Annotated in this window: 21 protein-coding genes; 14 read left to right on the forward strand and 7 right to left on the reverse strand. The window is 31.4% G+C overall.

The genetic code is table 11. The annotated features are described in order from the left end of the window. Window positions 1–119: 119 nt before the first annotated feature. Together B5E87_RS03675 and B5E87_RS03680 are read right to left on the reverse strand one after the other, a co-directional pair. The gene (locus B5E87_RS03675) at window positions 120–848 is read right to left on the reverse strand and encodes an HNH endonuclease (protein ID WP_087243577.1); all 729 of its coding nucleotides are present in this window, start codon (window positions 846–848) and stop codon (window positions 120–122) included. A gap of 360 nt (window positions 849–1,208) precedes the next feature. Then, window positions 1,209–2,567, reverse strand: a complete 1,359-nt coding sequence (locus tag B5E87_RS03680) for a PHP domain-containing protein (RefSeq protein ID WP_158095542.1) — start codon at window positions 2,565–2,567, stop codon at window positions 1,209–1,211. A gap of 153 nt (window positions 2,568–2,720) precedes the next feature. Between B5E87_RS03680 and B5E87_RS03685 the strand changes: the two genes are divergently transcribed. The 6 genes from B5E87_RS03685 (at window position 2,721) to B5E87_RS03710 (ending at window position 7,538) form a co-directional block, all read left to right on the forward strand. Beyond that, a complete protein-coding gene (locus tag B5E87_RS03685; RefSeq protein ID WP_087243579.1) occupies window positions 2,721–3,551 on the forward strand; it encodes a hypothetical protein in 831 nt (276 codons plus the stop codon). An 85-nt stretch (window positions 3,552–3,636) separates the two neighbouring features. Further along, entirely contained in the window at window positions 3,637–4,095 is a 459-nt protein-coding gene (locus B5E87_RS03690) for a hypothetical protein (RefSeq protein WP_158095543.1), read from the forward strand. A gap of 12 nt (window positions 4,096–4,107) precedes the next feature. After that, window positions 4,108–4,788: a hypothetical protein gene (locus B5E87_RS03695; RefSeq protein ID WP_087243581.1), complete on the forward strand. Its 681-nt coding sequence runs from the start codon at window positions 4,108–4,110 to the stop codon at window positions 4,786–4,788. A 77-nt stretch (window positions 4,789–4,865) separates the two neighbouring features. Continuing rightward, window positions 4,866–5,567, forward strand: coding sequence for a single-stranded DNA-binding protein (locus B5E87_RS03700; RefSeq protein WP_087243582.1), 702 nt, complete (start codon window positions 4,866–4,868; stop codon window positions 5,565–5,567). Between the two features lie 11 nt (window positions 5,568–5,578). Next, window positions 5,579–6,331 (forward strand): hypothetical protein, encoded by a 753-nt coding sequence (locus tag B5E87_RS03705; RefSeq protein ID WP_087243583.1) that lies wholly within the window; start codon window positions 5,579–5,581, stop codon window positions 6,329–6,331. Beyond that, on the forward strand, window positions 6,324–7,538 hold the full coding sequence (locus B5E87_RS03710) for a hypothetical protein (protein ID WP_087243584.1): 1,215 nt from the start codon (window positions 6,324–6,326) through the stop codon (window positions 7,536–7,538). Before B5E87_RS03705 ends, B5E87_RS03710 begins: the two co-directional genes overlap by 8 nt. A gap of 73 nt (window positions 7,539–7,611) precedes the next feature. Here the strand turns inward: B5E87_RS03710 and B5E87_RS03715 are convergent, their stop codons facing one another. The 4 genes from B5E87_RS03715 to B5E87_RS03735 form a co-directional block, all read right to left on the reverse strand. Then, window positions 7,612–8,142, reverse strand: coding sequence for a hypothetical protein (locus tag B5E87_RS03715; RefSeq protein ID WP_087243585.1), 531 nt, complete (start codon window positions 8,140–8,142; stop codon window positions 7,612–7,614). Continuing rightward, window positions 8,135–8,674 (reverse strand): hypothetical protein, encoded by a 540-nt coding sequence (locus B5E87_RS03720; RefSeq protein ID WP_087243586.1) that lies wholly within the window; start codon window positions 8,672–8,674, stop codon window positions 8,135–8,137. Before B5E87_RS03720 ends, B5E87_RS03715 begins: the two co-directional genes overlap by 8 nt. A gap of 1 nt (window position 8,675) precedes the next feature. Next, window positions 8,676–9,116: a hypothetical protein gene (locus B5E87_RS03725; protein WP_087243587.1), complete on the reverse strand. Its 441-nt coding sequence runs from the start codon at window positions 9,114–9,116 to the stop codon at window positions 8,676–8,678. A 2,702-nt stretch (window positions 9,117–11,818) separates the two neighbouring features. After that, entirely contained in the window at window positions 11,819–13,144 is a 1,326-nt protein-coding gene (locus B5E87_RS03735; protein WP_087243589.1) for an ATP-binding protein, read from the reverse strand. A gap of 346 nt (window positions 13,145–13,490) precedes the next feature. On the opposite strand from B5E87_RS03735, the gene B5E87_RS03740 reads away from it, so the two are divergent. The 3 genes from B5E87_RS03740 (at window position 13,491) to B5E87_RS03750 (ending at window position 17,452) form a co-directional block, all read left to right on the forward strand. Further along, window positions 13,491–14,219 carry a hypothetical protein gene (locus B5E87_RS03740; RefSeq protein ID WP_087243590.1) on the forward strand — a complete coding sequence of 243 codons (729 nt, stop codon included), beginning with the start codon at window positions 13,491–13,493 and terminating at the stop codon, window positions 14,217–14,219. 144 nt (window positions 14,220–14,363) lie between these two features. Continuing rightward, window positions 14,364–14,606 (forward strand): recombinase family protein, encoded by a 243-nt coding sequence (locus B5E87_RS15635; protein ID WP_087243601.1) that lies wholly within the window; start codon window positions 14,364–14,366, stop codon window positions 14,604–14,606. Between the two features lie 521 nt (window positions 14,607–15,127). Continuing rightward, a complete protein-coding gene (locus tag B5E87_RS03750) occupies window positions 15,128–17,452 on the forward strand; it encodes a glycoside hydrolase domain-containing protein (protein WP_087243591.1) in 2,325 nt (774 codons plus the stop codon). A gap of 22 nt (window positions 17,453–17,474) precedes the next feature. On the opposite strand, the gene B5E87_RS03755 is transcribed toward B5E87_RS03750, so the two are convergent. Beyond that, complete coding sequence (locus B5E87_RS03755; RefSeq protein ID WP_087243592.1) at window positions 17,475–18,221, reverse strand: hypothetical protein; 747 nt, start codon at window positions 18,219–18,221, stop codon at window positions 17,475–17,477. Between the two features lie 277 nt (window positions 18,222–18,498). Here B5E87_RS03755 and B5E87_RS03760 point away from each other — a divergent pair, with 277 nt between their 5' ends. The 5 genes from B5E87_RS03760 to B5E87_RS03780 all read left to right on the forward strand — a co-directional run. After that, the gene (locus B5E87_RS03760; RefSeq protein WP_087243593.1) at window positions 18,499–18,825 is read left to right on the forward strand and encodes a hypothetical protein; all 327 of its coding nucleotides are present in this window, start codon (window positions 18,499–18,501) and stop codon (window positions 18,823–18,825) included. A gap of 247 nt (window positions 18,826–19,072) precedes the next feature. Next, the gene (locus B5E87_RS03765; protein ID WP_087243594.1) at window positions 19,073–19,504 is read left to right on the forward strand and encodes a phage holin family protein; all 432 of its coding nucleotides are present in this window, start codon (window positions 19,073–19,075) and stop codon (window positions 19,502–19,504) included. Next, window positions 19,497–20,306, forward strand: a complete 810-nt coding sequence (locus B5E87_RS03770; RefSeq protein WP_158095544.1) for a glycoside hydrolase family 25 protein — start codon at window positions 19,497–19,499, stop codon at window positions 20,304–20,306. Before B5E87_RS03765 ends, B5E87_RS03770 begins: the two co-directional genes overlap by 8 nt. A 141-nt stretch (window positions 20,307–20,447) precedes the next feature. After that, window positions 20,448–20,846 (forward strand): IS200/IS605 family transposase, encoded by a 399-nt coding sequence (tnpA, locus tag B5E87_RS03775; protein ID WP_087243596.1) that lies wholly within the window; start codon window positions 20,448–20,450, stop codon window positions 20,844–20,846. A gap of 15 nt (window positions 20,847–20,861) precedes the next feature. Further along, window positions 20,862–21,922, forward strand: a 1,061-nt coding sequence (locus tag B5E87_RS03780; RefSeq protein ID WP_087243597.1) for an RNA-guided endonuclease TnpB family protein, incomplete at its 3' end; no start/stop codon positions are given.

The following is a 21,922-nucleotide window of genomic DNA, read 5'->3' on the forward strand; positions in this document are numbered from 1 at the left end:
TCCTTTTACACCCTCGGTTTCCCGATATTTAAGTAGGGGAATAGACTATATCTTCTGATTATTATATCAGTCAGTACACTTCGACTGGTAACTCATCTTCCAGTCTACGAGCTAAAGCTCTAGTCGTTACACTTTTCTACAATTCTTTCAATTCTATATTCGCCACTTTTACCCGTTTTGATTAAATACGGCTTACATAAAGTAATTCCTTTTTCTTTATATATCCTATAAATTTCTTCTATACTATTAAATTGACCAATGAATTCATCGTTATGGTATAGATTTACTTTACCTACGTTGTATGCTTTGTGTACTTTCCCATCACTTATATTTATTCTATTATTTTTATTTTTTAGAATAATTTCACAATTTCCACAACGAAGATATTTACATAATGATTGGTAACTGTATTGATAATTGTTAACTGCATATCTTGCAGCAGCTTTAATACTTTGAAATTCTCCAACAAATTTTTTGTCTATGTATAACTTGCATTGATTATAGTTTCTAACAGGTGACATTGTTTTATAACTTTGTTCCAAATTGTATTTTCTTGTGCACCATTCTAAGTTATCAACGTAATTATTTTGTGGATTATTATCAATATGATTAACCTCTTTATAATTTTTAGGATTTTCTAGGAAAGCATTTGCAACAAGCCTATGTAATAAGAAGCTTTTTCTTTTTCCATCAGATACCAATTTTATTAGATAATATCTGTTTCGAGAATCTAAATAAGGGGTTAATTGTCTTAAATTTCCTTGCTTTGAACTATATACATTTCCATAATTGCTAATGAAATAGCCTTCCATATTTTGTATTGGTTTTAATTTCTCACCTTCTTTCAAATAATTTCACCTCATTAATTATTAAATTTTAAAAATTGTAGAAGTAGCACGGATATTACCAGCTATCCATTTCAGGACCTTAAGCTCTCTTAGTCAGCGGCTTCGTCGGCATAAAGCTATTGTCATTATCTCCCGGCAGGGCTTGAATGACCGTCTTATTCAACTGATACCGTTAGCAAAATTTATTTATATAGATAGTTCTTTCATATAATTTTGCTGATGCAACTTCATAGCACAAAGTCTACATTAGCAAAATTTATTTATATAGATGGTTCTTCCATATAATTTTGCTGATGTTATTTCATAACATAAAGCTAAATTTATCTATATAAATAATTTTACACCCCTGAGTTATAGGGTTCACACTGAATGCCCGATATTTTCAGGCATGGAAACTCTCTCCGAATTAAGGAAGCGCTCGAAGAGTAATCCATGTTCCAAAGGATTTAAGTTTGTGATTTTCAAAAGGTAACAAAGTAATGACCCAGCGCCAGAACCTCGTCCTGGACCTACTCTGATACTAAAATTCTTATTTAAGATATGTTCTGGAATCTTTGAATAATCTTGATAGATATTCTTCGGAAAATACTTTTCAGGATGTTCGAAGACTTTATCATCCTTTGCAAAGTTGATGTAGTCTTGAACAATCAACAAATACCCCAAAAATCCCATCTGCTTCACTGTATTGAATTCATATTCCATACGATTGATGTAATCTTCTTTACTGAATCCAGCAAGAGACTCTTCATCAGGAAATCTCTCATCAAATCCCTTTAACATCAACACTCTAAAATACGATTCCTCGCTGTATCCAACAGGTAAAGGGAATTCTGGAAAAGTCTTAGTAATGGGAACGGATGCGTTGCACTGATGGGCAATTTCAACAGTGTTGGATAAGAGTCTAGGATATTTCTTTAAATAATCCTTGAATGCTCTTTTCATTTCCGTTTCTGTTTTGACATAGAATTCATCATTGTAGTCTACATGACGAGAAGCATATTGATGAACCCAGTCAATTTCACTGGCTTTGAGATTAGCTAATTCTGAATTCATAGAAACAGCAAGACTTCGATAGGGCGCATCTTCCTTCTTGAGATAATAACAGTTGTTTGTCGCCACATAGTCAACACCTAGATTCAAGGCATCATCTATAAAGCCACTTTCCAAAAATACTTTCTCTTCAGGAAGAAAGTGATTGGATACTTCAAGATAAAGATTATCATGATAGATATCTTTAAGTTTTTGAAGATAATTTACGGCATCATCATATCTGTCATGAGTGACAAGATAAAAGATTTCTCCTTCCTCTCCACCTGTAAGACAGATAAGGCCATCACTATACTTTGCAAGAGTATCTAGGGTTACATATGCAAACTGCTTGTGATTGGTATTAGCAATCGTTGAAAGCTGAATCAGATTCTGATAACCCGTGTTGTCCTTTGCAAGAAGAGTCAGATTGAAAAACTCATTTGCAATGGTAGACTCGACCATGAAAGTAATGCCAAAGATAGGCTTGATAACATCACGTTTAGCATTTTTACATTTCTTGTCTTTTTTGAGCGCATGTTGTTCAAAATCAAAGAAAGTATGCATGGTATTGATGTCTGTAATAGCGACACTTTCGCTTTTCATTCTGGAAGTCTTATCTAAAAGATTATCTACCTTGATGATTGAATTCATTAAGGTGTAACAACTTTTGACATTTAAATGAATGAACATAATTTTCCTCCTTTTCATTTCTCCATAAAAAAAGAGATGGTAGCCCATCTCCTTTTCGATATATTATACAATTTAAGTATACCATGAAAGGGTGAATTTTGACAAAAAACAGTTAAAGTGATATGATTTTGATTATAGAAAGGATTTTATAATATGATAGAAAAATATATATTTGAAGATATCAATACCTTAACTTACGGTCATATAAAAGGATATGAAAAAATGATAGAAAAGATAGGTGCAGACTATCTGGAAGAACATGACTATAAGGTAGCCAATATCTATTCGATGTTAAAACAAGATAAAGATAATTTTCAAAAAATAGCACCTGAGTGCTTCAGCTATGGGGCAAGAAGAACTCATTTACTTCCAAATAAATATCTTATGATGATGACAGCAGTACAGATTGTAGAAACGCTAAAGCTTTATAAGGAGAACAATCTATTTGATATCCATGTACTAGAAAAGTGGAAAGAAGTCTTACATGATGATAAGAAGTCTAAAACTTTATTAGATAGAATGATAAAAAGACAGTATAAAATGAAAAAGAATAGTCTTTATTTAAAGCCCTACGAATTTTATGAGGAAACGAACTTGATTAGTGTCAAGGATGTGACGACATGTCTTTTCCCATATTTATGTATACAAAGAAATCTGGTCAAGAAAGAAAAGCTGGAAAGATATTTTGAAAAGGACGTTTTCCTAAGTGATAAACTTATGGATTATAAAAAGGTTCTAGAAAGAATCAATGAATTGTATACAGGGTCAGCATTTGAACAGATTCAGGAAATGTGTACGCTCAAAGAATGCGAAAGAATTATCTTTTTGGAATATTATGAGCAATATGGATGGAATGATGAAATTCTAAGATGGCTGATTACACTTTTTGAATCCAGAGAAAAAGTGAATGAAATGCCTTGCATAAAGGGAAATCCAACTATTTTTTACGTAAATGATGTGAGAAATTTCATAAAACAATTATAAGCCCAATTTATGATAAAATAATAGAGAAGTCGCTTTTTAGCGGGAGGGGAGGATATTGAAAGTTTCTCGCATTTTTCTGGCTTTGATGTGCGCAGGAATGCTTGTAGGATGTACAGATTATAGTTTGCCAAAAGTGGCGCCAGGAAATCCACAGATAATCAGAGTATCAGAACCTGATTCCAAGATGATGTTGACGCAATCAGCGACATCCATTTTGACAGCCTGTTCTTCTCTGAATTCTCAATTGCTTGTGTATCTGGAGGATACAGTCAAACCTACAACAGAAATGAAGACATCGTTGGAAAATGGTATCAATACGGCACTTGATTCCATTACACAGACAAAAGATGAATTAAATGCTGTTCATGTGGCAACAAGTTGTCAGGACAAACAAAAAAGCATTGTTACATTAGCTAATAGCATGATAAAGACATTGAACTCGATGCTACAAGCTATTGATGAAAATAACTTTACTGAATTGAAGCAATTACAGACTCAATTCAATAATGACGCAACACAAATGCAGTCATATTCAATTAATTAGAAAGGACAAGGTATGAAAGAATTAAAAAAAATGACAATGGAAGAATTATCCTTCCTGTCAAAAGAAGAAATGGAACAAATACCACCACAAGATTTCGGCGTTTTTGTAAATGCTGAAAGTCGATATAGGCTTGATGCCTTGACTTGGGAAACGTGGGACAAGTTGACCTATTCTCAGTTAAGTCATATGAGCGCAAATGTATTTTCCCTATTAAAGGAAGATATCATTCAAAGGTTAATAGACAAATTCAAAGACAATCAGGAAGTTGTCATAATCAATAAAAATATTAATGGAAAGACAGTTCCAGTCCAGGTACTATTAGTTTTTACTCTGGAAAGAGCGAAAGAATTAAATAAAGAAATGAAGAAAATGATAAACGAATCGTTTCAGATATATCAAAAACATAAAGGGAAAAATGTTGAAGATATACCTGAATCAGATATCATGGAGATATTGATGCTAAAGAGGGTAGATGAGGAGACAATCCAACTGCTCAAACAGTTTGATACTTTGCCATATTTGCCATATCTGGTACAACCCAAATATATACTACATAAATTCCAGCTGAACAAGTATCATAAAATTGTGAAGGAATATTTGCGTAGTCATCCTGAGCAATTCGTTGGGTATAGAATACAGAAGCATACCTATTATAGATATGAAGATATTATCAAAGTATTAGCAACTCAATAATCTATCTCATTGTTTTTGAAGGGACTTTTTGAAGTCTCTTTTTTGTCTATCATATTTTAGAGGAGGTAGATAGAGAAATGAGTAATTTTGCATATGTTGGAGGAGTTGTCAAAGCTCCTGTTTATTTTGACAATGATTATTTATGCATAGATTTAGATATTTATAGAGCCGAATTGAAGAAATCGGAAGTTCTAACAGTCAAAACCAAAAATCCATTTGCCATCACAAAAGCAACGGATAAAGTACATGAAGGGCAGTATTTCATGACGACTGATGCAAAATTAAAGACTATACCATACATAAGAGTGAAGGAGTTAGAATGTTCAGAATGCTTTTATGTAAAGAGTCAGAAAGTAAGAAGTGAAAGAACGGAAGTCGTTTTTGAAGATTTTACGGTCATGAACATTGATAATCCAGAAATGGCATATGGAATCAATAAAGTCTTTCTGGACGGGAATGTTTGTTCTCCATTGAATTACAGGGAAAAGGATGGGAAAGCTTACTGCAAGTATAAGATGGCTGTCAATGATACTGTCTATGATTCAGTAGCCGAGTATCCTTATATTGTTGCATTTGGGAAAGACGCGGAATTATCCAATAAGTATTTAAAAGAAAAGTCTCGTGTCTTTGTTGAAGGAAGTATACAGGAAAGAGTCATAAAACAGACTTCACATTTTATTTGTCCTGATTGTGGAACAGAAGCAGATAAAAAGATACCGAATATCGTAAGAGAGGTCATTGTAAGCAATGTATTGTTTCTTAATAAGGAAAAAGAATAGAGGTGCATTGTATGTTTAAAAAAAATGAAGACTGGAATATTTGGGAAGAAGAGGATGTGATTGAAGAACCCAAAGAAAATGCAAACAAAAAAGACAAGAAAAAAAGAAAGCTATTGAAAAGAAACAAGAAAACCGAGAAAAAGGAAGAAGAAGTATGGGACGAAAGTGGAGAGATAGACTATTTAAGTGAAGATAGTGATGCCATCTATTCAAAGGATGATGAAGTCAGATACAGCAAAAAGAAGATTGCTATCTTTTCTATCATTGTCGTATTGATAGGACTATTTGGAATAGGTTATTTCAATACGGATTTTGATGAAAATAATAAGGCATATGTTGTCAGCTATGACCTTCACTATGAAAGAAAATATGTAGAAAAGGCAGATGACCTTTATAATTATTGTTTGAATTTAGAAGAGGAATTAAAAACGATTATTCCAGCCCTTGCATCAAATAGCCTTGAAACAACGAATGAAGTTCAAAAAATCCTTCAAACACTCAATGCAAAAACTGACAATGTATCTCGCTATACAGAAGTCCCACAGATTATGGCAAACTACAATGATAATCTCATCAGTTTTGCCATGTCTACAGAAACCATGCTGGAAACAATGCTTGGAAATTATACATCCAGCGATTATATGGCGTGGGCTGAAAGTGCATATAATGATTTTGTTGACTCACTGAATACTTTAAAATATTTAAGAAGTCAGATTGACTTTGTTATATATAGAAATGTATATGGAGGTGAAGAGAATGAATAATGATTCCCTTATCATGCAATACGATGCACAGATTAATAGGATTGAAAAAGAATATAGAGAAGCTCAATCAAGGGCAAAGAGTCTAAGAAAAAACCTCGAAACAATCGCTGAAAAAACCTGCAATTTTAAATATGCTATCAAACAACTGGGTGGCCCTAATGAAATCTTCAAGATGAGTGATGGCCAGTTAAGAGATTTCATCATTACCAATATCATAGAGCAGAAGCAGGAATTTATGCAGAATATTCGAGAATTACAGCAATTATATCTGGAATGTCAAAGAGAAAATCAGGAATTGGCTTCTAAGGTGTTGTCGCTTCAGGAAGCATTGGAGAGAAATGAGGGAAATAATAAAATCTTGCATGCATCTACACCACCTCCTCCAACATTTTCAAATAGTGAAGAGCCTTCTCAGGATAAAGCAGTGGTAGACGACAAGCTGATTATGGGAGGAGAAGTGTATGATATTGCAAGAGTTGTTCAAAGACTCACAGTATACCAGGAAGAAATCGTCAAAGTCATGGGAGAAAAGGGTTATTCGGAAACTGCCGAGATTTTTGGTGAGGTTATGAAAAGGATTGATATTCAGGAAACAACACTGAAGAATGAGATGAGAAACCTTTCTGAAAAGCTTGTTGTAGAGAGTGAATCCATTTCAACATTTCTAAGAAGAAACCTATCGCTGTATAGATTAACGCAACTTGGAGAAGCAGTCTATAAACGATTAACAGAAAAAACTCCTGTTAAAGCTCAAAGGGATAAATTGGAATCACAGCATTCAACGCTTGAACATGCCTATCTCATAAAAGATACTGCGAGTATCCTTGAAACTTTAGGTTATACAAATGTCACATATGATTCAAAAGACAATCAGATTCAGGTTGCGGGTGGTAACAGATATGTCCCAGATATCAGTGCCGATTTTTCTCCTACAGTCAAGACTTACTGGGAATGCGAATTAGGACATCATAAAGATGCAGACTTTTTTGAAAAGTTACAGAAAGCAGCAAAGGTGACTGATACGCTTTATGTCATTACTCCACGTAAGGAAGTATCTGATAAAATGAAAAAACAGATTGGTAGATATAAGGCTTCAGTTGTGACAAAACAGATGAAAACGCAGTTGATAGTTTTTGTAGGGACAATCAGTCAATTGAAGACAAGACAGTTGTTCTCTAATAAGGATTGTCAAATAAAAATAGGGTAGTTATTCTAAAAGAATGACTATCCTTTTTTGTATAGAAAAAAAGCCTCATAAGTGGCTCTTAAAAAGTGTCTATCTATGGAATATTGTTTATAATCTCGCTATTTTCATCATACAATTGAAAATTATTAGCAGAAGGGTTATTGCTTCCATCTATCAAGTAGATATCTAATATATATTCATTGTTTAGTTCATTAGTATATGATTTGTTTTGATTTTCAAAAGAGTATTTGATAGCTTTTACGTTGTTTTTACCATATACAACAATTATACTTCTCTCGTTTTCGAGATAATTAAAAGTATCAATATCCTGCGACGAGTCAGAACTTCCATAAAAATTGTATTTTGTTGAAAATAAATCATGATTTTCTTCGTATATCACAAGATGACATTCAGCAGCATTGTCCTGATATAGAACGAAATAAAGGTCATCTTTATATTTTATTTTCTCAATAGACTCGAAATTTTTATCTCTTTGAGAAATGTCCTGAATCAAGAAGGGTAAAAAATCCTGAGAACGAGATAATATAACCACCCATAAAAGTGAAAGAACAAGTATTCCACTTAAAAATATATAAAATAAATGAATCCTTTTCATCTTACTCATTATTTGCTATCTGATTATATAAGCTTTGCACCTTTGGATATAGACAATGTATTGGATAATAAATCAATATTCCTATACATATACTGATGAGATGAATGATGATATCACCGAAATCATATACATACTGCACATATAAAGTTAAAAAATTAATAAGTAACTGTAAATTTTCTATACCAAATATAATAGCAACAGAAATCAAAATTGTATTTTTAAGTGGAAATTCTTTTCTTAATATAAATCCAAATGGAATAAATAATACAAAATGGAAAAGAGTGTATTCGGGTAGTAACTCCAATTTTAATATAGGATGATAGAAATCAACAGCCCACCTTAATTCTTCTCCAAAATGATAATTTTCTCCAGGATTTAAAACAAAAGGGAAAAATAAGACACTAATGACAAATGATATATATATTCCCACAAATCCTGAATAAAGTAATGAATAATTTTTAAAAAAGTAAAGAAAAGAGAATATAATTATTGCAATCACAATAAACAAAGGTATAGGAAATTGAATGATGTTCGAATCCATTTTAATCTCCAAAAATCACTCTTATTTGCCCATAGACTTTTCTACCAGAATATATATCTGCATAAGAGCTAGTAAGTCTAATAGAATATTTACCAGAAGGTAATTCACCCCAGCTTACAAATTTTCCAGAAGTCATCGCAACTGTTTTCTCTTTACCTGTTCTAGTTCCATCTCTAACGAGCTCAAAAGTCATTGTTTCTTTTGGCATATTTGTATCTGGATATAATGTAATACTAATGCCACCTTTATTTGGAACATAACTACTAATACTAGCAGGAGTTTCATAATAATTACTAAAACTATAGGAATATGTAACAGTATTAGCAGTACGTGTACTTATGTTTGGTTGCTGACTAGAAGAAATATTTTCTAAAGCATAAGTATTAGAAATCATACCAAAAGATAATAAACATGCTAAACATGCACAAACTATTTTTTTCATATTATATTTCTCCTTAATATTTGTAATTTACGGCCGCAAATGTATTTTATCACGTAATACATGCTAAATGTAATAAACTTTTTTAAAGATTATGTTAAGATAATGTAAATAGAGAAGAGAACCTTGAAAACGACATTTAGTAAATAAACAAATTATATATTGAAAAATTTAGGAAAATATGTTATAATAACAAATGAAAGAAAGGAAGTGTACCAATATTAATTTATTTTAATTAAAACAGCTTTAGAATCTGCCATATAACAATTAAAGCTAAAAAATATGTTATGAATCAAGGTACACTATGACTTCTTTTATAGAAGTCTTTTTCTTTATCAATTTTATAAAGGTTTCATTCACACCTGGAGATAGTGTTTCTCAATTTATCTGTCTGGAAAGGAGGATTAAAGACAAGACAGGAGATGAAGTGAATGGGGTTTTATCAGCCCACATAGAATTTGTAATCTGCGGAAAAACTTATGCCTGTATTGTATAATTTCTGGCTCCCAGGACATTATATAGTGCAGGGGTAACATAAGGGCAAGACCAATGAGATACAACCAACCTCCATCATGTCTAAAGTTGGTTTCTATGAAAATCGATACTGATATTCTAGTTGCTATTGGTGTATAGGATGTCGAGCTCGTAAACCCTCAAAGCCCAGATGGCGAGGTTGATAAGATACCTTATACTGTTAAAGTCTAGATAATGCCCGGTGAGTTCTACCATGTAATATTTATATTGCTAAAATGACGGCGTGGAAGATGGTACCAGCAGACGAGGGAGGTCTGGACTGGTAGGGGGCAGTTCCCTTTTTAAGGTGTTTTGGAAACCCATGGAAGCATGGCAAAAGTCATGTAACTGTAACTGAGAAAACCTCGCGACGACTGACCGACCGACGGAATACTCAATCCCTAGATGAGATAGTTTAACTATCTCCGTGTTTGATAGACCAATGCGTCTAGTCAAACCCTAGGGGGATTTTTTTATTTACAAGGGTGCTTCCTGCTCAGAGCTTCTCTCCCTCTAGAATGAAAGGTGGGAGCGAGCCCCTGTTTTTATCGAATGTTTTTATAAATTATGTAAGAACAGTTAGGGCAATGGCGAGCTTCCTTGGAAGCTCTGGGTGGGAGCACCTCCGTGCTCTACTTTAATGCAAAAGTTGGCTTTCGTAATAAAAAATTATCATTTTTATCCATATTTAGCCTTCTAATGATAAAAAATTATCACTCGTATCACAAAAATAGTGTTTCTATCATAAAAAGTAAGCTTTTGAGCCAAAGTGAGTGGTAAAAAAATATCATTTCTGTACAAATTAAAGAAATATCTATTCTTATATAATAGAAATATTCTTCTCTTACATCAGTAAAAGTTGTTTACTTTTGTAATATATTTCTTCTTATGTAATAGTAAAAGTTATTCACTTCTGTAACAGAAAAGTTAATTCATACATAAAGAGAAAAGTTTGATAGGGTTTTGATAGATTTTAGATAGTATTATTTTTTCTTTTGTATATAAATATAAGTTAAATAGATTATAATTAGGTTTTATAAGGTATTGCACTTATAATAGAATAATAGTTTTCTCAGAGAAGGTTACAGAGGCGTTCTCATTCTCAGAGAATACTTTTTTTGTCTATATAATTCAAGTTATGCTTGAGTTGGGAGCATATAGTGAGGGTTTTATAGGAGTGATTATTAACATAAATTAACAAAAATAAGTCACATCTCAAGTTATACTTGAATAAGACAGAAAATATATCTTTTGTTGGGATGTTTATCAAGATTATTTTGAGTATTGTTTTAGAAAACAGATGTTTTTGTTAGTTTTTCTCATAACATTAGTAATAGTGGTATAATAAAAGAGCAGGGACAAGTCCCCGCGTTTATTGCCTTTTCTGGCTCTTGTAGAATGTATCTACTAAATTGATTGTTACATCGGCAGTGATTGTAAGAACTAATGTGTCGAGAGGTAACATTTGTAGTGTTGTGAGCCATTCTATGATGTCCACTAAAATAATGAACAGAATGGCTTTCCAACTTTTCTTCAAGGCAGACAACAGTCTGCTTGCCATAAAGACATTTTCACCTCCGTCGTTTGGAAGCGACAGAGGTATTTTATTATATATATAAGTTAAATTCAAGTTATGCTTGAGTCTAGACTGCATAAAAAGAGCTTATATAGATATAAAGTTGTCTATAGCGTATGTTCAATACAAGTTTATACTTTAAAAATACCTATAACACCATCTTTTTTTGTATGTGAGTTAGCTTAGACTAATATAGTTTGAAGAGCGTTGAGGAACCCCGTTATCGACGGTGTTATGAACAGTGTTATATGTTAAAGAGACAACATTCATACAAGTTATACTTGAATATGCCTACATTATTACATAAAATAAAAGCGTACCAGCTCTAAATATATCTGGTACGTTGGTGATTATTATTTTAGGCGGTTGTTCGCAGGTACTTTTTCATATGTGCCTTCAATTCGCTATTCAATATATCACCGATATATTCCACCTCAATGACTACCAAGGAATTGTCGTGGAAGTTATCGTGATTGCAATGGTGAATATTGTTGTCATAATAATTAACAATTTAAGAAATGACACTGGACAACAGGCCGAAAAGTAGGGAACATACAAGATTTCCCCGCTTTTTTATTATAGCATAATAAATAGTATATTGAGAGGTTTTGTCTTATTAAACATATGGTGTAATCAACCAATCAATCAAATTAATAGATTTAATACCATCATAAGAAGTATCTAAGCCTGTATTTAAAGAAAGAACAATTTTTTCATAGTTATCCTTTATTTTTTGAAGTGGTGTTAATTCTCTATCTCGTACTTCTTCACTTTCCATTGATTCAGTAACTTGAATATAAAGTTTCTCATCAGTCTTGGTGGCGATAAAATCTACTTCTAAATTGTCAACCTTTCCTATAGAAACATCATAACCTCTACGAAGCAACTCTAAATAGACAACATTTTCTATAGCATGTCCACTATCTCTGTTTCTGACACCTAACAGGTAATTTCTAAGTCCAATATCAACGATATAGTATTTACCAAGTGTTCTTAAGAATTCTTTACCTTTGATATCAAATCTTTTGATATCATAAAAAAAGTATGATTCTAACAATGCATTTATATAAGCTTGAACCGTATGAGTACTTGGATTACCTTTTCGTTTCCCATCCTCAAGAAGCCCTTCATTGACTAGAGTGTTACCAATAGAAGAAACAGAAATATTGTTGCCTATATTATCTGCTAAAAATAGAATAATCTTTTTTAGAAGAACTGGGTCAGTAATTCTTTTTTGTCCTCTTCGATTTTCTCTCTCAAGAATATCTCTCATAATAACCGTAGAATAAATACCCTCAAGTAATACAAATGCTTTTTCTTGGTCAAGTCCTACATCAGCAATACCTGGCATTCCACCAAAACGCATATAAGCTTCAAAAAGTTCTTGAAGGTCATAATATTCCCCGTTTTTATCAACAACTTGTTTGCGCGTGCCTCCTAAAGCACTTTTTCTTTCCCTGACTTCGAAATCATGAAATATTATAAATTCCATAAATGATAGAGGTAATACCTTAATTTCTATACATCTTCCTGACAAATAAGTTGCATATTCAGAGGAAAGCATATAAGCATTAGAGCCAGTTACATAGATATCGCAATTGAAATCAACACGGAAAGAGTTAATAGCATCTTCCCAGTTTGGAACTCTTTGTACTTCATCAAAGAAAAGATACATTCTTTTGTTAGGTATAATGTGTTGTTTAACATATTCATAGAAAGATTCACTATTCATATCCTTATAGGCATGAGATTCAAAATTCATTTCAAGTATCTGGTCATCATTAATCCCGCTTTCTTTTAAATGTAGAATCATAAGCTTTAATAGACTGGATTTTCCACATCTACGAATTCCTGTTACGACTTTGACAGGCTCAGTGTCTTGAAATGCTATGATTTTATTCAAATATAAATCTCTTTTTTTGAGTTTATGACTATCAATCATTCGCTATACCTCCTTTAAGCCTAGTATAGCATAAACTTTTTAAAAACTCAACTTTATGCACTGAAATGCAGAAAGTTCTATTATTTTACAATTATTTGCATTTGATAGCAGAAACTTACAAAAATGAAGTCTTTTTGTCAATTATCTACAATAATTTGATGATTGATAGGGGTTTTGAATGTATTGAAACCTCCTCATCATCTCAATCAATCCTAAACAGAATGATTTCGAGTAGAGTTTTGAAGGAATGTGTCTAGAAATCACTAAAAAATAGGGGTAAGACACACCATGACTATAAAAATGGGGAGATTTTTAGTATAATTTGAGGGTGAAAGGAGAATTAAATATGAACCATAATGAGAAAAAAGCAATAATAAATGAAATAAAAAATGATATTCAAAAGGAAAATGAAAAAATTTATAATGAAATAGATGAAATAAAAAAAGAAAGAAATTTCAATAAGATAAATATGTTTTTGACTGTAGTTTCACTGTTAGCAAGTGTATGGATAGGATTTCAAGCAAATAATATAGCAACCACTTCTAACGAAATTAGTTCTAGACAGGAACCAATAATTGTAAATTATATTGAATCTGATGAAGATATAATATATGAAATTAAGGGGAATGAAAAAGAATATGAAGCCACTTCAAAGAAACCAGCCATTCAGCTGGTGCAAGGTTCATTGACAGAACTATATGGGATTATTTGCTATGATGAAAATATTCAAAATATAAAAGATATATCAAAAGAACAAAAAGAAAACTTAAATACTATAAAAGGGGCAACCATGCAATGGGGACCGAAAGACAATTATCAATTAGATAACAATAAAACGTATGATTATGCATTTGTTTATTTAAAGGATGGTAACGGAAACAGTTATATAAATTTAGTATATGTTGAAATGGAATATAAAGATGGTGAATTTATATGTTCAAGTCCTAAAAAAATAGATGAAATAGAACTATTACAATATAATAGTGGATATCAATACGAAAATACTATATTTAAAGAAATGATAGAAGACTATCAATATGTTTTAGACGTGTTTAAGACAGTTAGAAATAAGTGATGTTATCATTAGAAAATGCTAAAAGTTAATATCAAAACGAAGAAAACCAAGGGTTTTCTTTTTTTGTATTCAATTCAAAGAGAATTATTTTTGTATCAAATAGCATATAATAATTCTTATTTATTTAAGAAAGAAGGAATACATATGAAAAGATACGGATATGTCCGAGTATCAAGCAAGGAGCAGAATGTAGCAAGGCAGGTAGAAGCCCTGCTTTTTTATCATATTGAAGAAAATAATATCTATATAGATAAACAATCTGGAAAGGATTTCAATAGAGATGAGTACAACAAAGACTGTAAAGAGCAAGGTGTTTTACAGTCTTTTTCACACAGTATTAATAGATATCATGTTAAATTTGTTAACATCTTTAATATTTATGATTAGAAAGAAAGCTATTCTTTTAACTATGTTATACTTTTTCTGATTACTGTAGCTAATGAAAGGTATATTATGAATAATGAAAAATTAATAGAGTATTTAAGGGGAATTGTTGAAATAGAAACAAGTCATTATGGTCAATCTGAACTCATAAAAAGATTAAAAAAGGAATTGAAAACTTGAATAAACTACCTCTAAGGATTCCAAAACCTATAAAAATGGAGAATCACAGATTTCTAGATATTGTAACGAGCAAGCTCAAAAAGAACTAGAGTTTATGAATCGTATGAACATTCAAGAAAGGGATGAAAAAAGGTTTGAAAATCAATAAACGAAGTTAATTCTTTAATTGTTTTGTAGTTTTCTTTATGATGAATACATGTTAATAACAAATATAACGAACTTTTTTCATTTTTGAAATTTAACATAAATAGCACAAAAGTGCATAAAAAAAGAATTAGAATAAGGTTGTAGAAAAAATATCGATATTAAAAACTACAAAATTTAATTATAGGAGGATTATTTTAATGCAACCAAGAATTGATGAAATGGTATTAGAAGTTCAGAAATGGTTAAATAAAACATATGGTGATGATAGTAGATTTAATCGTGTTGAAGAAAATGGTAGAACAGGTTGGCCCACTATTTATGGATTAAGACGTGCTTTGCAAATTGAAATTGGTATCCAAGAAACAAGTGATAGTTTTGGCCCAACTACATATGCTAAATGTCCTAATATCAATCAAGGAGATGAAGGGAATTTAGTTTATATCGTACAAGGAGGATTATGGTGTAAAGGATATTCACCTGGAGGTTTTAATGGTTATTATGGGAATGGAACCTATGGAGCTGTTAAGGAATTAAAAGCAGATATGGGCTTTCCAACTGCTTCTGGTAATATGAACAGAGACATTATGAAAGCATTATTGGATATGAGCGCATTCGTCTGTTTAGAAGGAGGAACAGATGCTATTCGTTCTATTCAACAACAGTTAAATTATGATTATTACGATTATTATCAAATTTGTCCTTGTGATGGGTTATATAATCGTGAAATGAACAAAATGTTGATTTATGCTTTACAAAAAGAATTAGGAATTTCAAAAAGTGAGGCAACAGGTACATGGGGTCCTACTACTACAAGTTTATGTAAGGAACAATCTTTCTCGTTAGGGACACAAGACCCTATTATTAAGTTGGTTAAGTATGCTACTGTATGTAATGGTTTTGTAATTGATACATCAACTTCATATTATGATGCTGAGCTAGATAGTGCATTGGAAGATTTTGCTGATTCATTATTAATCTCTAAACCAACAAATACTATTAATTATTCAATTATCAAGTCTTTATTAAGTAGTAATGGAGACCCAGATAGAAGTGCTAAGGGGTGTGACACAGCGACACAACTCACAACGGCTCAAATTAAGACTTTAAAATCAAATGGATTTGAAATTGTGGGTAGATATTTAACAAAGGTAGAAGGTGGATTAAATAAAAATTTGACTGATGAAGAAATTAAAAGAATTTTGGATGAGGGATTACGTATCTTTCCGATTTTCCAAGAAGATGGTGGTTCAAATTCTGCCTTTAGTTATGAAAGTGGTACGAAAAATGCAGAAAATGCATATAAGGCTGCTAAAGAATTTGGTATTCCTTATGGAACAACAATATATTTTGCTGTTGATTACGACCCACAAGTAACGGAAATTGTAAATTATATCGTACCATATTTCCAAGGCGTTTGTGCAGTAATGAGCTCATATGGAAAAGCTTCATATAAAGTAGGAGCCTATGGTACAAGAAATGTTTGTAATATTCTAAAACAAGAAACTGAAGTTACAACACTATTTGTATTAGATTCTTCATATGGATTTAGTGGAAATCTAGGATTTACTATGCCAAAAGATTGGGCCTTTGACCAATTCTCTGTTGATTTGACATATGGCTCAGGTTCAGGTGCTGTTTCCGTTGATAAAGTAGCTTATTCTGGTAGAGATGATGGATTTTCCAAAGTGAATCCACAACGACAAAGTGATATTGAAAATGTATATTTTGTAATTAAAGACTTATACGAATTGGCCATGATACACACTGGACAAAACGTGAAAGAAAGTAATTTATGTGTTGCACAATATATTAGAGAAAAATCTCAATCATATCGAGGAACTCTTTGGGAGCTAACTGGAGGCAAATTAGATACAAATTATACTCAAAAAGCTGATGAAAGAGTTGACCAATCTAAAGGATATGATTTTAAAGACCCAGTTAGTGGAATGACGTATGACATTTATCATCTAATGGCTACTCTTAGTGCCGAACTATATCTTAGTGTAATACCAGGATTTGAGGATATTAATTGGGAAGTATTCGACCCATTAGTAGATGTATTTGCTGGATGGGGCGGAGATTTGACTACATTTACTGCGGAAGTTAAGAATAAAGGTGGTTCTAATTATAGAAATTGGGCAAAAAATAATATTTGCAGTAAAACAGCAGATACGACATTCCCTTATGTAGATTATATTGCTGATATCGATGCATTCAATTTGGGATATTACATGGGAAGTCAAACAAGTATTGCAGATGCATTTTATGATTATTTTATTGGTTCAAATTCTGAATTAGCGAAGAATAGAAGTGGTTTGTATGTTAAACAAGCTTATGGTGATTTTGATAGTTTTTCTGAAGCAGTTACAGTATTTCAAGAAGGAATGTTTCCAAATGTTGAGTTCATGGACCCAATGAAATATTTAAAAGAAAAACTATTAGATGGCCAAGAATTACCTGAATTAGAGTATAGATTGGCTGCTGCAGATGCATTTATAGAATATGTTATATCTGAGTTGTAAAATTTGGGCTAAACGTGAAATTTTATACGTTTAGCCTTTTTTTGAATAAATAAATTATAAGCAAAAGGATTGATAGAAAAAGTGTTATGGTAGATATTTCACAGTACAGTTTATATTGGTTTATTTTCTTTTGAATGTTTTTTTGGTATATCTTAAAATCATATTCAAATAGTTTTCTTCCCACTTGAATGTCATTTTTATTATAATTTTGTGGTTCATATAACCCTTTTTCCTCATAAATGTTTTCTTTTGTTAATGGGAAAATTAAAGTAGAGTAAATTGTAAATGTATAAGAAGTATTATTTTGGTTTTTATTTGATTCAATATAACTGGTAAAATTGTAATTTCTTTTTGCTATGTTTTTATCTAAAGCATTTTCAAAATCTTGTTGCAGTTTTTCAAATTCATCTTGATTTTCTTGGGAATATTTTCCGCTAATTGAAAATTGTGCATAAGTGTTTGCATCATGCAATGAATAATGTAATGCAGATGTTTTTAAATAAATTGTGTCTTCATAATAAATATGAGGATATTGAAATATATCACAATCACGAAATAAAATAAGCAAATCTTTTTCATTATATTGACTTCTTTGAAACTTAGCTTCATCTAATCCTCTGGCATATCCTTTTATTTGAGTGGAATGAAAAAAAGAATCATCATCTTTATTCTCAACGTATAAATCCAATCTCCAAGAGCAAAACCAAAGAAACAGAAGACTTAATATTGATGATAGTCCTAATAGAGAAATGATGATTTTTTTTAACATAAATACTCCTTTAGTAATCCATAAGATTTTTTTATGTGTTTTAGTTGTTTTAATATAAAAAGCATGATGATTTTTTTGACTATGATTTGCTAGTCTGTGAATTTTTTAACAATATGTTAAGTGTCAATATGATACCATTATGTTTTATTGTTGTCAATTATAACTCATGAAAAACTCTAATATAGTTTTATAAAGCACAAAAGTGCATTGATAATAAAATATAATTAATTTGTAAAACGTTTTACAAGGTTTATTTACTGAGTAGGGAGTATATAAAATGTATTATACATATAAAGAAATAGAACTTACTCTAGGATTATACTTTATTGCAAAACAGCACTTATACGAAATGAATATGGAAGAAAGCAGTAAAGCTAATCAAACTACTTTTATGGACCTATATAATTATTATTCATATATTGTTCATCTCGTTGATTCTTGGCTACTTCTTTTATTCCCTGATGAGATTTTATTATTAGAAATGAGAATAGATAAAGGAATGGGTTTTGATGATATATCAATTGTTTTAGGTTATGCAAATCATAGTTCTGTGCTTAGGAAATATAGACAAATAATTACGAAAATTAAATTACGAGTAAATTAGCTAGTGTAATTATTATATTCTATAACAAATAAGGAAGTTCTTTTTTTGTGTGATACATTGTTATATTATTTGAAACTTATAATGCTAGATAATAGAGTTAATTCTAGAACTGATATAAAAAATTTTAAAATATGAATTATTTAGATGAGAATATAAATTTAATTATTTCTTGATGGACTGTGTCTTTATACTAATTGAAGAAAAATATGAAACGTATTCACTGACGCAATGAAAGGAGAATTTATTTATGAAAAAAGCAATCATAAAAGTAGGTATTATATGCATCTTTATTTTAATTATATGGAATATTTTCAATGTTAATGATACTCTAACTTTTTTTCTAATAGGTAGTATGATTATTGACTATTGTTTAGGTACTTATACTGCTTTCCTACAAAAATCTACGAATTCCATCAATGGGAAATTAAGTTCAAAAGTTGGATATGCAGGTATCATGAAAAAAGTTGGAATATTAGTAATGGTGTGGATAGGATATGAAATTGATGTCAATTTTTCTTTGAATATATGTAAAAATATGATTATTGTAGGATATTTAATTAATGAAATTATAAGTATAGAAGAAAATTTATCAACCATTGGTGTAGAAAAAAATGTGGCTATAAAAAAAGTAATAGCTATTCTAGAAAATTTTATTGATGGAGATGATGAAGATGTTTAAGGGAGCTGATATTTCTAAACATAATGGAAAAATTGATTTTTCAATTATCAAAAACCAATTAGATTTTATTATTTTACGTGCTGCATACAGAGGAATAACATATAGAAAAATCTACACTGATGAAAAATTTTTTGATAACATTGAACAAATTAATGAAATGAATATTCCTGTGGGATTATACATATATTCTACTGCTGTAAATGAAAGTGAGGCTATTAAAGAAGCAGAATACTGTTTGTCGTTAGCAAAAAATTATAGGATTACTTATCCTATTATTATTGATATTGAAGATGAAACAAATCAAGGTTGTTTATCAAAACAAGAATTAACCAATATTATTAAAGCGTTTTGTGAAACAATTGAAAATAATAATTATTATGCAATGTTTTATTGTTCGAAGTATTGGTATACAACAAAACTAGATTCTCAAGCTTTAAAAAAATATGACCGTTGGATAGCTCAATGGGAAGCTAAAGAATGTGAGATAGATTGTGGTATTTGGCAGTATACATCAAAGGGCAAAATTGTAGGAATTAGTGGCAGTGTAGATTTAAATTATTCTTATAAAAACTATCCATTAATAATAAAGAATAATGAGTTAAATAAAATAAAAAATAGAACTTATGAAGTAGGAGATAAAGTATCTTTTGATAGATGTTACATTTCAAGTGATTCTGATATATCATTATCTTCTTTGTATCATAGTGGAATTATTACAAAAATAATTCCAGGAGCTAAAAATCCATATTTGATAGGTGATGGAATTTGTTGGGTACGAGAAAGTGATATTAAAAATATTTAAGAAACTAGTCAAGAATTCTCGGTTCATAGCGTAGCGATGTGCCGAGATGAATTGACTATATGTTTAAGTGTATATTTGTTATTTATACAAATATATTTAGATAATTAACAAATATAATCAAAAATATGATATACTATATGTATGAAAGATAAATATACAAAAAGAAGAACTTGCGTCTACAACATCAATTATCATATTGTCTGGTGTGTCAAATATAGAAAGGGCATACTCACAGATGACATAGCCAAGGAACTAAAAGATATTCTACAACAGACAGCACAGGATAAAGGATTCATTATTCACGAATGTGCTGTTGGAGATAGAAATCATGTTCATCTGTTTGTTTCTGCTCCACCAAAGATTGCTCCGTCCTATATAGTCAAAATGCTGAAGGGTATCAGTGGCAGAAAGCTATTCATGAATCACCCTGATATTGCCACGAAGCTATATAATGGAACAATATGGAACCATAGCTTCTATATTGAGACGATAGGCTCGACAAGCGAAGAAAATATCAGAAAATATATCAATAATCAGTAAACAGGAGGTGAAAGCATGGCGACAGCCTATAAAGCCTATAAATATAGAATCTATCCTACTGATGAACAGGCTGTCATATTTCAGAAGACTTTTGGCTGTTGCCGTTTTATCTGGAACATGATGCTTTCAGATAAGATAGATTACTACAACAAGGAAAAGAAGATGCTGAAATGCACGCCAGCACAGTATAAGAAAAAATATGATTTTCTAAGAGAGGTCGACTCTCTAGCTCTGACAAATGTTCAATTGAACCTGCAAAGTGCATTTCAGAAGTTCTTCAAGGAAAAGAAAGCAGGATTTCCTCATTTTCATAGCAAGAAGAATACAAGGAAATCCTATACAACAAACAAGGTAGGCAACAATATTGATATCAATGACAGATATATCAAGTTGCCTAAAGTTGGTCTTATCAAGATAAAAAGACATAGAGAACCATATGGTGTACTTAAGTCGGTGACAGTATCTCAGACACCAACAGGAAAGTATTTTGTATCTGTTCTTTTCGAGTACGAAAACCAAGTACAGGAAAAGAATGATACAACCAAATCTGTTGGACTGGACTTTTCCATGAAGGAACTCTATGTTGACAGTTCTGGCCGTGAGCCAAACTATCCGCATTTCTACAGAAAGATGGAAAGAAGGCTTGCCAGAGAGCAGAGAAAGCTGTCAAAGATGTATAGAAAAGGGCAATTACAGTCCAACAGATATTACAGACAGAAGATAAAGGTCAACAAATTACATGAAAAGATAGCTAATCAGAGAAAGGACTTTCTGCATAAGCTATCACGACATCTTGTGGATACATATGACTTCATTTGCATTGAAGATGTCGATATGAAATCCATGTCACAATGTCTGAACTTTGGTAAAAGCGTACATGACAATGGCTGGGGCATGTTTACCAGTATGCTGGCCTACAAATGTGAGGAAGAAGGTAAACATCTTCAGAAGATAGACAAATGGTATCCAAGTAGCCAGACATGTCATGTGTGCGGGACAGTTCATGATATTACAAAAGACCTGTCTGTCAGGGAATGGACATGCCCAGACTGTCATACACATCACAACAGAGATGT

The sequence above is a fragment of the Massilimicrobiota sp. An142 genome, from assembly GCF_002160725.1.
GTDB classification, from domain to species: Bacteria; Bacillota_I; Bacilli_A; order Erysipelotrichales; family Coprobacillaceae; genus Allocoprobacillus; species Allocoprobacillus merdigallinarum.